This is a genomic window from Pseudomonas sp. MWU13-2862 (assembly GCF_023242495.1).
Lineage (GTDB): Bacteria > Pseudomonadota > Gammaproteobacteria > Pseudomonadales > Pseudomonadaceae > Aquipseudomonas > Aquipseudomonas gingeri_D.
In genome coordinates this window covers 363,733-377,487 of sequence record NZ_JALMEZ010000002.1, presented here as the reverse complement: position 1 = coordinate 377,487, position 13,755 = coordinate 363,733, and the positions used below count along the sequence as shown (strand labels likewise).

Here is a 13,755-nt window from a genome sequence, read left to right as displayed (position 1 = left end):
GGCCCGAGGAAAGCCTTCGTGCGCCGCATGGGGGGAGCCCCAAGGAGTACGCACAACGCTTCGCGCCAGTTAATGCACCGGCTTCCCGGGAAAAGAAGGCTGCCATTGGGGTTCTCTCGACGCGTTGAGCTGATGTTGGCAAACCTTCAGGCGATGGCTTTCGCCGCCTGCGCCAAACGCTGTGTAGCCTGCTGTATTTCATCACGATTGAGCGAAGCAAAGCCCAGGCGCAATGCATTCTCCGGCTGATCCATGGGCGAGAACTGGCGGCCGTTACGCACCACCAGGTCGAACTCCAGGGCTTTCTCCACCAGTTGGCCGACGTTTATCTCGTCCGCGAAACGCACCCACAGTGCCAGGCCGCCTTCAGGCTCCTGCACCGAAATGCGCTCGCCAAAGCCCTCCACCAGGCAACGGTGGAGGATTGCCCGACGCTGCCGGTATTCCTTCGAGACCCGGCGTAGGTGCTTTTTCAGTTCACCGTCATTGATCAGGTCCGCCAGCATCTGCTGCGACACCGCGTCACCGTGGCCCAGGGTCAGCGCGGCGTTGCGGTTAAGCACCTCGATCACATTGCCGGGCGCGACCACATAGCTGCAGCGGAAGGTCGAGCCCAGGGACTTGGACAGCGAGCCGATATAAATCACATGGCGTTGGGCGCTGTCGCTGGCCAGGGGCAGATAGGGGCGACCGTCAAAGTGATACTCGTAGTCGTAGTCTTCCTCGATCACGCAGAAATCATGGCGCTTGGCCAAGGCCAACAGTTGTTGCCGACGCCCGGCATGCAGGCTGACGGTGGTGGGGAATTGGTGATGGGGCGTGAGATAGATCATCCGCACCTTGTGCAGCCGGCACAGCGCGTCGATCTGATCGACCCGGCAGCCTTCGCTGTCCAGGTCCACGGTCACCAGGCGTGCGCCCAGTTTACGGAAGATCTCCCACGCCGGCGGATAGCTCAGGCGCTCCACCAGCACCACGTCACCGGGTTCCAGCAGCGCGCTGGCGGTCAGGTACAGTGACATCTGCACGCCCTGGGTCAGGCAGATATGCTCGGCCTCGACGGCCAGGCCGCGATTGTTGCGCAGCATCTCGGCCAGGGCCCGGCGCAGCGCATGACTGGTCCCGTCGCTGCCGTGGCGCACGGTATTGGACACGAAGCTCTTGCGCAGCGCGTTGCGGTAATAGCGATGCAGGACGGCTTGCGGCAGCAAACGGTGGTCACAGGCGCCGTTGTCGAAGAACAGCGCGCCAGGCTGCTGTTGCAGTGCCGTCGCCGGCTGGCCCGGGGTGAAATACGGCACGGCGGGTTGCGCCCGCAGTTCCAGCGCGAAGGAGGGCGGGGCGCTGCGGGCCGTGGCCGTGGGGGCCAGTTGCGCGTTGACGAAGGTGCCCCGGCGCGGTTCGCTGACCAGCCAGCCCTTGGTCATGGCTTCCTCGTAGGCCAGGATCACGGTCTTGCGGTTGACGTCGAGCAAGCGCGCCATTTCCCGCGTGCCGGGCAGCAAGGTCCCGGGCGTGAGGCGTCCGTCGACAATCGCGGTCACCAGGCCTTCGACAATCTTGCGGTAGGACGCTTGAGTCTCGCCTCCCTCCAGGTTGAGCAAGGGTCGCCATTTACGCATCTGGACCATCTGAACTATCCAAAACTGGAGGTTTTAATGGTCCTAGTCTAACGCAACAATTGGCACACATTCACCCCCGAGGTCCTTATGAACGCACGCCATGTCATTGAGTTGTCGCCCTCGGGCAAAACCTTCGAAGCCGGTGACGAGTTGTTGCTCGATGCCATGCTCGCCAGTGGCCTGTCGGTGCCGTTTTCCTGTCGTCGCGGGGCCTGTGGCTCGTGCAAGGTCAAGGTCGTGGCCGGGCAGTACCGTGACAAGCTCCTGGCCGCGGAGGCTCCGGCACCTTCCTACCCGCTGGCCGCCGATGAGATGTTGTTGTGCCAGAGCCATGCCTGCGCCGATATGCGCCTGGAAATCCCCGGCTGGTCGCTGGACACGCCCAAGCTGGAAATCCCCGCAAGGGTCCTGGGCAAGCGTGCACTGAGCTCCGATATCACCGAGCTGGTGCTGATGCCGGAAACCCTGGAACCGGTTGAGGTTCGCGCCGGCCAGTACGTCCGGTTTCGCCTCGACGATGGCGACAGTCGGTGTTTCTCCATTGCCAATCTCCCGGCGCAGGATCACGGCCAACTGGTCTTTCATATCCGCCAGGTCCCTGGCGGCGTTTTTTCCGAGCAGATCCTGGCGACGCTGGACGTCGGTCAGACGCTGAAGCTGGAAGGCCCTTTGGGTGCCTGCACCTGGCAGCACGAGGACGCTCGGCCCGTGGTGTTGTTCGCCACGGGGACCGGCTACGCGGGGATCAAGCCGCTGCTGCTGACCGCGTTGGCCCGGGGCGCTGAGGTGACGTTGTACTGGGGCGGCTCGCAGCCCGGGGACTTTTACGACCGCGAGTTCCTGGACCAGGCGCGCATCGAGTATCCCGGGTTTGTCTGGCACCCGGTGCTGTCGTCGGAGGCCCGGGTGCAGCAGGTTGCCTTTGAGCGGGCGCATCCTTGGGCAGATGCCCAGGTGTATGCCTGCGGTAACAGCGCGATGATCCGCGATGTCCGCGAGCACTGCCTCGCGGCGGGCGTGCCGGCTCACCGTTTTGTCGCGGAGGCCTTTGTGCCCAGCGGCGTGTCGCTGTCTGAGTCGGCGCCCAAGCCGCTGGATCCGGTCTGGGAAAAAGTCGGTCCGCGCTATTCCCTGGATGGCATGCTGGCCGCCCGCGAGCAATCGGTCCGCGCCCTGGCCTCGATCGCCAGCCAACTGCGGGTCGGGATGACCACCGCCGAGGCCCTTGAGATGGCCAATCAGCAGTTGCAGGCCATGGGCGCGTCCCACACCTGGCATCCGACTTATATCCGTTTTGGCGACGATACCGTTCGCACGCCACGCCAGGGCATCGATCCGCAGCGCAAGCTACGCGCGACCGATATCGCCGTGGTCGATCTCGGCCCGGTGTGGGACGGTTATGAAGGCGATTACGGCGACACCTTCGTCTTCGGCGAGCATCCGCTGTACCAGGCGTGCGTCAAGGCCTTGCACGAGGTGTTCGACGAAACCCGCGAGGCTTGGCACCAGGGGCTGACCGGCCGTGAACTCTATGATTTCGCCGAACGCAGTGCGGACTCAAAGGGCTGGCGACTGGAGCGAAACCTGGCCGGGCACCGCATCGCCGATTTCCCCCACGCGTTGTTCGGGCAGGAGAAGCTGGCCGAGCTGGAGATCGTGCCGAGCGAGATGGTCTGGGTCCTGGAAATCCAGCTCTGCCATCCCACCGAGGCGGTGGGGGCGTTCTTCGAGGATATCCTGATCGGTCAGGGGGGCTGATGGCTGTCGCCCTTTTGCGTTCAAGCGCAAACAGCTGGCTTTAGCGCCGCCCCTCGATGGCCATGCGCACGGCCAAGCCTGTGAGCACCGTGCTCATCAGCCAGCGTTGCACGATCTGCCACACTGGCCTGTTGGCGAGAAATGCCGCGATGGAACCCGCCATCACAGCGATCAGCGCGTTGACGCTGACGCTGATGACGATCTGGGTAAAACCGAGCACAAGGGATTGCGTCAGCACGCTGTCGTGGCCGACGGGGTCGATGAATTGGGGCAACAGTGACAAGTACATGACCGCGACTTTGGGATTCAACAGGTTGGTGACAAAGCCCATGGTGAACAGTTTGCGCGGGCTGTCCTTGGGCAGGTCGCGGACCTGGAACGGCGAGCGGCCGCCGGGCTTGACCGCCTGCCAGGCCAGGTAGAGCAGGTAGAGCGCGCCGCCGAGACGCAGGACGTCATAGGCGTAGGGAACCGCCAGGAGCAGGGCGGTGATGCCCAATGCGGCGCAAAACATGTAGACGACGAAACCCAAGGCCACGCCGCCCAGGGAAATCAGCCCGGCCATGCGCCCCTGGCAGATCGAGCGCGAGATGAGATAGATCATGTTCGGCCCGGGCGTCAGCACCATGCCGAGTGAGATCAGGCCGTAGGCAAGCAGGTTGGACAGTTCGGGCATGGCGTAGCTCCTCGAGGCACCTGGGTGGTGCGCAGGATAATAGAGGGGTCGATGCGAGCCTGTTAGATACAGATTGACTGACAAAACGTCATACAGCGTTCGCAACCGATGCCTGCGGCCAGGCTTCGGCGCAAGTCCTGAATTTCACCTTCCTCAACGTTCAGCTTAAACGTTGATAGGCCAGCAGACGGCGCTCAGCGAATCGGAACACGCCCACCAGCGCACATGCCAGTAACATGTAGAGCAGGGCGGCAATGCCATAGGCCTGGAAGGTCTTGAAGGTGGCGGCGTTCACATCGGCAGCGATTTTCAGGATGTCGGGAACGGTGGCGGTAAAGGCAATGGCCGTGGCGTGCAGGACAAAAATCACTTCGTTGCTGTACGCGGGGAGTGCTCGACGCAGCATGCTCGGTATCAGTACGTGAATGAACAGTTGGCTGCGGGTCATGCCGAGTGCCAAGGCTGCCTCGATTTCGCCGCGTGGGGTGGTGCGCAGCACACCGGCGAGAATCTCGATGGTGTAAGCGCATGTATTCAAGGCCAATGCCAGAATCACGCAATGCATGCCGTCACGAAAGAACCACCACAGACTGGAGGATTCCCTTATGAGACTCAAACTGGCCAGGCCGCTATAGATGATCAGTAACTGCACGAACAGTGGCGTGCCGCGAAACACCAAGGTATAGAGCTGAATGGGCAGTGCGAGCCACAGACTGCCGTAGGTGCGTATCAGTGCCAGCGGTATCGCCGCGCTCAAACCGATGACCGCTGAGGTCACCAATAGCCATAGGGTGACAGACAGACCGCTCCAGTGGTAACCGTCGGACCACAGGAAGTTCAGCCCGAACTCTTTCAGTATCTCGATCATGACGCTCTCCGTTGCGGTTCGACGCTGTAGCGCCGTTCCAGGTGTTTGAGCGCCAGACTTGAAAAGATCGCAAAGGTAAAAAATATCGCGGCAATAACCAGATAGAAAAACATCTGCCTTGAGGTCGCATTGCCTGCCTGTTTGGCGACCTGAACCATGTCATTGAGGCCCAGCAGCGAGATCAGGCCGGCACTTTTCAACAGCACTTGCCAGATATTGCCGATACCGGGTAATGCGAAACGCATCATTTGCGGGAAGCGGATACGCCGCAGCACTTGCCAGTGGCTCATGCCATAGGCTCGAGCCGCTTCCAACTGCCCGAACGGGATGGCCTGGAAGGCACCGCGAAAGGTTTCCGCGCAGTAGGCACCGTAGATGAATCCTAGCGTACCGATCGCAGTGCCATAAGGGTTCAACGGGAACGATTCCTGGCCGAAAGCTTCCGCCACTTGATTCAGTCCGATTTGCGCGCTGTAGTAGATGAGCAGCATCAAGACCAGGTCCGGAACACTGCGCACCAGCGTGGTATAGACCGTCGCGACCAGCCGTAGCGGTGCCAGTGGCGAGAGTTTTGCCAACGCCCCGAGCAGGCCAAGCGCGATGGCCACGCAGGCCGCCCAGGTGGCCACCTGGACGGTCAACCAGGCGCCCTGAAAAATGAGATGGCCGTATCCCTCGAGAAACATGGTTCCAGGCTCCGCCAGGGTGGTTTATTTCGGCGAAATGTCGAAGTCGAAGTATTTTTTGGCGATGCGCTCATAGGTGCCGTTCTGGTGGATCCTCTCCAGCGCCTGATTGATTTCGCCAGCCAGGGCGGTGTCATTTTTGCGCAAACCGATCCCGGTTCCGGGGCCGAAGATTTCCGGGGATTTGACGACGTCCCCGGCATAGCCGAAACCCTTGCCGATCGGCTTTTTGAGCAGGCCTTCGGAGATCGCGATCGCATCATCGAAGGCGGCGTCCAGTCGCCCGTTGATCAAGTCCGAATAGGTCAAGTCACTGCTTTGATAGGGCACGATCTCAACGCCCTTGAGGCCCCACATCCGCTTGGCATAGGTTTCGAAAACGCTGCCCTGCTGCACGCCGATGCGTTTGCCGCGTAAGGATTCGGCCGTTGGCTGCAAGGGACTGCCTTCAGGTGCCACCAGGCGAGCCGGGGTGTCATACAGGGTGTTGGAGAAGGCGATTTCGGCTTTGCGCTCTTCGGTGATCGACAGGGCGGAGAGGATACCGTCGAACTTCTTGCCTTTAAGGGCCGAGACCATCCCGTCGAAGGCGTTTTCCACCCAGACGCAATGACGTTTCAACTCGGTGCACAGGCTTTCACCCAGCTCGATATCGAAACCCGTCAGCGAACCGTCCGGTCGCTTGGACTCAAAGGGCGGGTAGGTGGGGTCGACCCCGAAACGCAGCTCTTGGCTGGCGCCCCAGGTCATCAGCGGACTGGCCACGAGCATCAAACCGATCAGACATTTTTTCATCGACAGGGTATCCACGACAGGTTGGTTGAACAGCCCCGGGGTTGGCCTGGGGCAGCATGCGTCAGCCTTGAGTGTTCAAGGCTTGTTTCAATTGCTCGGAACGTTCGGCGTCCAGGGCTTGGCCATGGCCAAAACCACCGCTCCAGCCACACACCCGGGCGGCATAATCGACACCTTGCAACAGGCACCCCGCGAGGCTGTGCCGGGCTTGCCAGGCCAGCAGAAACGCCGCGATGAAGCCGTCACCGGCGCCCATGCTGTCGACAAACGTGCAAGGCCGGCTGGGTTGTTCCTGCAAACCCCGTGCGTCGACCGCGAGGGCGCCCAGAGCCCCGCGAGTGATCACCACAATTGCCGGGCCCAGGGCCCGCATCGAGAGCGCCAGCTCATAGGCTTCCTGCGCAGGCAGGTCGGCCGCCGAGAAAAAAGCGATATCGACATGCTTGATCAGCGCCCGCCAATCGAACTCGACCCAGTTGTCCGAGAAGTCGAAGGACAGGCAGCCGCTGGCATGCCGAATCTGCGCCAGTTGCTCTTCGAGACCGCTGTAGAGGCTGCTATGTGCCAGTGGGAATTGCCTGAGGTAGGCCAGATCCTCGGCATTGAGGCGCAATTGACGACACACACCGGGATCGCTGCCGAGAAACACCCGCTCGCCCTCGCGGCTGTCGACACAGGCCCAGCCATTGGTCCCCGACAGCGTTTGGCAACGGGAAGCATCCACGCCTTCTTTTTCCAGGCAATCGAGCAAGTGCCGGCCATGCCGATCATCGCCCACGCAGCCCAGGTAGGCGCCGCGAGCGCCAAGCCGGGATGCGAATACCGCGACGTTGAGCGCATTCCCGCCCGGATATTCGATGTTCCGGTCCAGGTATACATCCAGGGTGTTATCGCCCACTGCGATCAGGCCGGCCATGCTCAGTACTCCGTTTTCCACATGTAGCGGCGAGTCGTCAGCGGTTGCTGATGCCAGACCGCCAGATGGGCGGCGATGCGTTCAGCGGCAATGCCGACGATGTAGGGCGCGACAATCGCGCGGATCTCCGGGTCGATGCCGGGCATCGGGAAATCCTTGGAGTCGTAGACCATGACCCGTTCGGTATAGCGCTGGCAGAAGCTTACGACGCGTTCCATCTGTGCTCGACTGGGATCTTCACCGACCAGCAGCAGCAGCGGGGTGGAGGCATCGATGGCTTCGAACGGGCCATGGAAAAACTCCGCGGCCTCCACTGGCAGGCAGTGCAACCATTGGCTTTCCATCACCACGCAGACGCCGAACACATAGGCCGTGGTGAACATCGGCCCCGACGCGAGGAAGTACATGACCCGATCATCTTTATAGCGGCGTGCCTCTTCGGTCGCGCGTTGGTCGTTGTTGATCGCCGCATCGGCCAGCGCCCGTGGCAGCGCTTTGAGTGAGCGGGTGAGTTTGTCCAGCAGTGGCCAGTCTTCGCGTTTGGCCAGAATGCCGCCGATCAATGCCTGAAGGATCATGAAGCAGCCGAAGTACGCCTCGTCGGTGCGTCCTAGCAGGAAGCAATGTTGAACGGTTTGGGCCAGTGGCAGCTCGGCGGTCTGAGTCACGCCCACGGTCAGGCATGGCTTGCCTTGCAGGAAGCGTGCGGCGGCGATGGTTTCCTGGGTTGTTCCGGACTTGGATGCGAGGACGACCAGGGTGCGCTCATCCAGGCGCGGCGGGTCGATGTCCATGAACTCGGCCGGGAAATAACGACGGACTTCCAGCGAGTGGCTGTAGCGCTCAAGCCAGTACTGCAGGCCAAGCATGATGCGGTTGGGAGCGCCGCAGCTGACGAAATAGATGCGGTCAATCCGCGTTGCCAGCTCCTGGCCAAATTGCTGGGCGTCGTCGACGATTTGAACGGATTGCTGCAAGGACGCGATGAAACCTTCCCGGTTGAACTGGATCGCCATGTGGGCTCCTGGGTGCCTTGTTGCGGTGGTTCAGGCTGCTGTTCATGACCACCATTTAGACCAAAAGCTATACCATGAAAAATACCATTACAAGGCTTTTTCCCCGTGGTCTAATGGACGGAACAGGCGGTTTCCAGGGTTTTCCTGAGCCGGGTTTCCTTTGTTATTGTCAAGTTGGCGGATTTGCGGCGGTTTTTGTTTTTTACAGTCGCACTGGATCGCCAGAAAAAATAATCCAGGATGTAGACCATGAAAGTGCCCCCTTCCAAACCCGCCGATGTGGCGTTTCCCGTGCCCCAACGCAAACAGGTTGCCTGGCAGGCCGTACAAGCGCTGCTGGAAATGCTGGAGCGCCCTGAGTTCGGACCGACTGAGCGGATCCCAGCGGAAAGGGATCTGGCCGAACACCTGGGGATCAGCCGGATGACCTTGCGCAAGGCGCTGCAAACCCTGATCGATCGCGGGGTTCTCGAGCGGCGGGGCAATCGCGGAACCTTCGTGACCGCTCCGGGTGTCGAGCGGCCACTCAACACCGTGGCGCGCAAAGGCATCGCCGAAGTGGTTGAACAGGCCGGGGCCAGGCCCGGCAGCAAATTGCTCTACTTCGAACAAACCCAGGCCAGCGTCCGTGTCGCCAAGCTGCTTAAGATTCGGGAAGGCGATGTGTTATTGACCATCAGGCGCCTGCGTACCGTGGACCAAAAGCCGTTCTGCATCGAGACCAGCTACATTCCTGCCGCCCGCGTGCCGGAGCTGGTAGCGGGGGATCTGATCGAGGGCGCCTCGTTGTATGCCTTGTTGTTGGCGCGGTATCAGATCGAAATAGACAGTGACGAGGGTACGTTGAGCATTGCCACGATGAATGACCAGGAAGCGCGGCTGCTGGAAGTCGACCCTGGCACGCCCGCACTGGTTTATCGGGGGGTGATATTCGATACCCAGGGGCAGCCGGTGGAGTATCTGGTCTCGATCAATCACCCGCAGCGTGTGGTGTTCAAGCTGGCGGACAGTCGGGTTGGCAGCTTTCATTCCAGTCAGTGAGGCAGCCGAAGGCGTTTGTGCCGAGCAGGCTTTTATCCGCCGACCTTGCCCGAAAACCGGTTTGAAATAAGTGGCTTTACCGCATTCCCGTTTCAAACCGATAGTGCGCAGGAACCTCCTGGGCGATGAACTGCTGCATGTGTTGCAGAAAGCGGGCCTGCAGCTTCGACGTCGGCCCCTGGACCGGCAGCAGCATGCTGAAGTCCATTTCGATCGCCGGTTCGAACGCCCGGAATACGATGCCACTGCCCCGGTACTCGACGGCGCTGATGGCATCGACCAGGGCCACCCCCAATCCCTGCTCGACGAACATGCACATAGGCAGTGACAGCTGGGTTTCCAGGCGCAGCTCACGCTCGACCCCATGAGCGGCAAATATCGAGTCGATGTGTTGACGCGAACCGATGGATTGCGGATAGGAGATAAACGCCTCGCCGCGCAGATCCTCCGGCCGGATCGTGGTCTTGTCCTGTAGGCGATGGTTTGCCGGCAGGGCACAGAGCATGCGGGTGGCCAACAGTTTCTCGGCACGCGGGCTGGGGTAGGTGTTGGGCAGTACGATGATGCCCAGGTCGCAACGCTGGCCGACCACCAGGTCCACCACCTCCCGCGATGATTGCACCACCAGCGAAATCTGCACCTGGTCATGCTCGGCCATGAAGGCGGCGATGGCGCGGGGCAGGAACGACAGGCCCATGGCCGGCGCGCAAGCGATGTGCAGCGAGCCGCGTTTCAAGCTGCGGATATCTTGTGCTGTCCGCGCTATACGCTCGACGCCGAGCAACGAGCGTTGCACCTCCTGATACAGGGTCATGGCTTCGGGAGTGGGCTGGAGTCGGCCTTTGATACGGTCGAACAGGCTGAAGCCGATGTCCTCCTCGAGGCTGGCAATCAGTCGTGTCGCCGCCGGTTGCGAGATGTGCAGCATCTCGGCGGCACGGGTCACGGTCTGGCCCAGAATCACCGCGCGAAAGGCTTCCAGCTGACGAAGGTTCATGGCGCTATCCCTTGGGAAAATCCATAACAAAAAGACATGGGTTTACCAAAATAAAGCATTTTTCAAGTCGCTGTCAGCTCTCTAGGATCGTTTGCATCAAGATTATCCAGGCGTAATGCCTGCGCTGAGGGTGATTCCTCGGTGTGTGAGAGCGATAGCGGGACTCATGCAAAAAACTGATGTCATTGTCGTCGGTGCCGGTTTGGTGGGGTTGTCCATTGCCTATGGGCTGGCGCTGCTCGGTCGTCAGGTCAGCGTCCTGGATGAGGGCGACGACGCCTTTCGGGCCGCGCGGGGTAACTTCGGCCTGTTATGGGTGCAGGGCAAGGGTTATGGGATGAGTCCCTATGCGCAATGGACGCGCGACTCGGTGGCGTTGTGGCCACGCTTCGCCGCCTCCTTGCAGGCCGATACCGGTATCGACCTGCATCTGCGCCAGGCCGGCGGATTCCAGCTATGCCTGAGCGATGCCGAGATGGCCGACGAAAGCCGCCAGCTGCACTGGCTGCGCAAATCCATGAACGGCGATTATCCGTTCGAACTGCTCGACTCGGCGCAACTGCGTAGCCGCTTGCCTGGCGTAGGGCCGTCGGTGGTGGGGGGCTGTTATTCGCCCATGGACGGTCACGTCAATCCGTTGAAGTTGTTGCGTGCCCTGTATGCCGCCTGCCGGCTGCGCGGGGTCAGGATCATCAATGGCCAGCGGGTCAGCGCCGTTGGCCAACGAGCCTCGGGCTTCGAACTGCATGCCGGTGACCAGCGTTGGTACGCCGGGCAGATCGTCCTTGCGGCCGGACTCGGTAACCGTGAACTGGGCGCGCAGTTGGGGTTGGACGTGCCGGTGAGCCCCAATCGCGGGCAGATCCTGGTCACCGAGCGCCTCAAGCCTTTTCTGCATTACCCCACCACCTATGTGCGCCAGACCGACGAAGGCACGGTGCAGTTGGGCGACTCCCATGAGTCCGTGGGGTTCGACGACGCTACCGGCAGTGAAGTGATGGCTACTATCGCCGCGCGTGCCGTGCGCTGCTTTCCGCAGTTGGCGCAGGTACGGCTGGTTCGGGCCTGGGGGGCGCTACGGGTGTTGAGCGCCGATGGTTTTCCAATCTATGAAGCGTCGCCGGCCTGCCCGGGGGCGGTTGTCGTCAGTTGCCATAGCGGTGTGACCCTGGCTGCGATTCACGCCTTGCGCCTGGCGCCCTGGATTGGCGGTGAGTGCGCGGATCCGGCGGTGGGACCTTTCAGTTTGCGACGTTTCACTGCCAAGCATGAGGTGCGTCATGTCGGCTGACACCTTGTTCCGGGCCTTGGGGCCTGCGGGAAAAACCGTGCGGATCGAATTCGAAGGAGCGTCGTTGTCGGTGCCTGAGGGCATTTCCCTGGCCGCCGCGTTGCTGCTCAGCGGGGTCCCCCATACCCGCGAAAGCGCGGTCAACGGCAGGCCCGGCGCGCCCTACTGCATGATGGGCGTGTGCTTCGAGTGTCTGGTCGAAGTGGATGGGCAAGCCAATTGTCAGGCGTGCCTGCTGCCGGTGCGAGCGGGGATGCGTGTGCTCAGGCAGCGTGGCGCTCGCGATTTCCTGGTCGCTGAACACGACGAGGAAGGCGCTGATGAATAGGCAGACAACCGACCTGATTGTGATCGGCGCCGGCCCCGCTGGAATGAGCGCCGCCCTTGAGGCCAGGCGATATGGGCTTTCGGTGGTGGTGCTGGATGAACAGGGCAGCCCCGGCGGGCAGATCTATCGCAATATCCTGCAGACCGATGCGCGCCGTCGCGGCGTATTGGGCGATGACTATGCGGCGGGGGCTGGGCTCGTCGCGCAGTTCCTCGCCTGTGGGGCCCGTTACCTGGCCAACACGGCGATCTGGCAGGTGACGCCGCAGCGTCAGGTGCACTACCTGATCGAGGGGCGCGCCGAAATCTTGCAGGGGCAGCATGTCTTGATCGCCACCGGTGCGTTCGAACGACCGATGCCGGTTCCCGGTTGGACCCTGCCCGGTGTCATGACCGCCGGTGCCGGGCAGATCCTGCTCAAAAGCGCGGCGATGGTGCCGGCCGGCCCGTTGCTGTTGGCGGGCTGCGGGCCATTGTTGTACCTGCTTGCGGCGCAATACCTGCGTGCCGGGATCGCGATCGAAGCGCTGGTGGACACCAGTGGCCCGGGCGACCTGCGGCGTGCCTGGCGCAAAGTCCCTGGTGCATTGCGCGGTTGGCGCGACTTGCTCAAGGGCCTGCGCTTGCTGGTTGCCTTGAAGCGCGCCGGGGTCAGGCATTTTCGGGCTGCGCGGGACTTGCGTATCGAAGGCCAGGCGCAGGCCGAAGCCCTGAGTTTCGACAGCAATGGGCGTCGCTGGACGATTCCCGCTTCCCTGGTTCTGCTGCATCAAGGTGTGGTGCCCAACACCCAGGTCAGTTGGTCGTTGCGCCTCGAGCATGACTGGAGCGAACAGCAACTGTGCTGGATTACACGCCGTGACAGCTGGGGTGAAACCAGCCTGCCGGGAGTTTTTATCGCGGGTGACGGTGGTGCCATCGGCGGCGTTCAGGTGGCGCTGCTCGAAGGTCGCCTGGCTGGGCTGGCGATTGCCGCAAGGTCGGGAAAAATCGACGGGCAACGCTTGCAGGAACTCGCCATGCCTTATCGAAAGGCCTTGCGCCAACAACGTGCGGCACGGCCACTGATCGATGCCCTGTACCGCCCGCAACAGCAAAACCGCATTCCCGCCGACGAGGTGATTGTCTGCCGTTGCGAGGAAGTCAGCGCCGGTGAGATTCGCCGGCACGTCGAACTCGGTTGTCTGGGACCCAATCAAGCCAAGGCTTTCGGGCGCTGCGGCATGGGGCCTTGCCAGGGGCGCCTGTGCGGTTTGAGTGTCACTGAAATCATTGCCGGACATCGCCAGGTTCCCGCCGCCGAGGTTGGTTACTACCGCATTCGATCGCCCCTCAAACCCATCACGCTTGCCCAACTGGCCGGCGAGACAGCCCACACCCAGGAGCACTTATGAGCCGTATTCAACGCATCGAAAGCAATCCACGCCTGAGTCGCAGCGTCGTGCATAACGGCGTGGCCTGGCTCAGCGGCATCGTCGCCGCCGATTGCAGCCAGGACATCCAGGGCCAGACACGCCAGGTTCTGCAACGGCTCGACGAACTGCTGGAAGTCTCCGGCAGCGACAAGAGCCGTCTGCTCAGCGTGCAGGTCTGGATGAAAGACATGGCTGCCGATTTCACCGGCATGAATGAAACCTGGAGCGCCTGGGTCGATGCCGGGCAGACGCCGGCACGGGCCACTGCCCAGGTGATGTTCGATGACCCGGGGATCCTCCTGGAGTTGATCGTCACCGCCGCCGTCTGAGTTTCACCGTGGTACCCG

14 protein-coding genes are annotated in these 13,755 nt (G+C 61.8%); 6 read left to right on the top strand and 8 right to left on the bottom strand.

Annotated elements, in window-relative coordinates; translation table 11 throughout:
* Positions 1-146 precede the first annotated feature (146 nt).
* The gene (locus M5C56_RS05095; protein WP_103499558.1) at positions 147-1,631 is read right to left on the bottom strand and encodes a PLP-dependent aminotransferase family protein; all 1,485 of its coding nucleotides are present in this window, start codon (positions 1,629-1,631) and stop codon (positions 147-149) included.
* Between the two features lie 78 nt (positions 1,632-1,709).
* On the opposite strand from M5C56_RS05095, the gene M5C56_RS05090 reads away from it, so the two are divergent.
* A complete protein-coding gene (locus tag M5C56_RS05090; protein WP_103499559.1) occupies positions 1,710-3,380 on the top strand; it encodes an NAD(P)H dependent flavin oxidoreductase family protein in 1,671 nt (556 codons plus the stop codon).
* A gap of 40 nt (positions 3,381-3,420) precedes the next feature.
* Here M5C56_RS05090 and M5C56_RS05085 read toward each other — a convergent pair whose 3' ends face one another.
* From M5C56_RS05085 to M5C56_RS05060, 6 genes are all read right to left on the bottom strand, one after another.
* A complete protein-coding gene (locus M5C56_RS05085) occupies positions 3,421-4,056 on the bottom strand; it encodes a LysE family translocator (RefSeq protein ID WP_103499560.1) in 636 nt (211 codons plus the stop codon).
* Positions 4,057-4,216: 160 nt separating this feature from the next.
* Positions 4,217-4,924 carry a histidine ABC transporter permease HisM gene (hisM, locus tag M5C56_RS05080; RefSeq protein WP_103499561.1) on the bottom strand — a complete coding sequence of 236 codons (708 nt, stop codon included), beginning with the start codon at positions 4,922-4,924 and terminating at the stop codon, positions 4,217-4,219.
* Positions 4,921-5,610: an ABC transporter permease subunit gene (locus tag M5C56_RS05075; protein ID WP_103499562.1), complete on the bottom strand. Its 690-nt coding sequence runs from the start codon at positions 5,608-5,610 to the stop codon at positions 4,921-4,923. The genes hisM and M5C56_RS05075 overlap by 4 nt, the downstream gene beginning before the upstream one ends.
* 24 nt (positions 5,611-5,634) lie before the next feature.
* Positions 5,635-6,405, bottom strand: a complete 771-nt coding sequence (locus M5C56_RS05070; RefSeq protein WP_103499563.1) for an ABC transporter substrate-binding protein — start codon at positions 6,403-6,405, stop codon at positions 5,635-5,637.
* Between the two features lie 61 nt (positions 6,406-6,466).
* Positions 6,467-7,321, bottom strand: coding sequence for a PfkB family carbohydrate kinase (locus tag M5C56_RS05065; protein WP_103499564.1), 855 nt, complete (start codon positions 7,319-7,321; stop codon positions 6,467-6,469).
* A gap of 2 nt (positions 7,322-7,323) precedes the next feature.
* Entirely contained in the window at positions 7,324-8,337 is a 1,014-nt protein-coding gene (locus M5C56_RS05060; protein WP_103499565.1) for an SIS domain-containing protein, read from the bottom strand.
* Positions 8,338-8,586: 249 nt separating this feature from the next.
* On the opposite strand from M5C56_RS05060, the gene M5C56_RS05055 reads away from it, so the two are divergent.
* The gene (locus M5C56_RS05055) at positions 8,587-9,378 is read left to right on the top strand and encodes a GntR family transcriptional regulator (protein ID WP_103499566.1); all 792 of its coding nucleotides are present in this window, start codon (positions 8,587-8,589) and stop codon (positions 9,376-9,378) included.
* A gap of 76 nt (positions 9,379-9,454) precedes the next feature.
* On the opposite strand, the gene M5C56_RS05050 is transcribed toward M5C56_RS05055, so the two are convergent.
* Complete coding sequence (locus M5C56_RS05050; protein WP_103499567.1) at positions 9,455-10,375, bottom strand: LysR substrate-binding domain-containing protein; 921 nt, start codon at positions 10,373-10,375, stop codon at positions 9,455-9,457.
* 166 nt (positions 10,376-10,541) lie between these two features.
* Between M5C56_RS05050 and M5C56_RS05045 the strand changes: the two genes are divergently transcribed.
* From M5C56_RS05045 to M5C56_RS05030, 4 genes are read left to right on the top strand one after another with little or no spacing between them, the layout of a single operon-like run.
* On the top strand, positions 10,542-11,666 hold the full coding sequence (locus tag M5C56_RS05045; protein ID WP_103499568.1) for an FAD-dependent oxidoreductase: 1,125 nt from the start codon (positions 10,542-10,544) through the stop codon (positions 11,664-11,666).
* Positions 11,656-11,994 (top strand): (2Fe-2S)-binding protein, encoded by a 339-nt coding sequence (locus tag M5C56_RS05040; RefSeq protein ID WP_103499569.1) that lies wholly within the window; start codon positions 11,656-11,658, stop codon positions 11,992-11,994. Before M5C56_RS05045 ends, M5C56_RS05040 begins: the two co-directional genes overlap by 11 nt.
* Positions 11,987-13,387, top strand: a complete 1,401-nt coding sequence (locus M5C56_RS05035) for an NAD(P)/FAD-dependent oxidoreductase (RefSeq protein ID WP_103499570.1) — start codon at positions 11,987-11,989, stop codon at positions 13,385-13,387. The genes M5C56_RS05040 and M5C56_RS05035 overlap by 8 nt, the downstream gene beginning before the upstream one ends.
* Positions 13,384-13,737, top strand: coding sequence for a RidA family protein (locus M5C56_RS05030; RefSeq protein WP_103499571.1), 354 nt, complete (start codon positions 13,384-13,386; stop codon positions 13,735-13,737). The genes M5C56_RS05035 and M5C56_RS05030 overlap by 4 nt, the downstream gene beginning before the upstream one ends.
* Positions 13,738-13,755 lie beyond the last annotated feature (18 nt).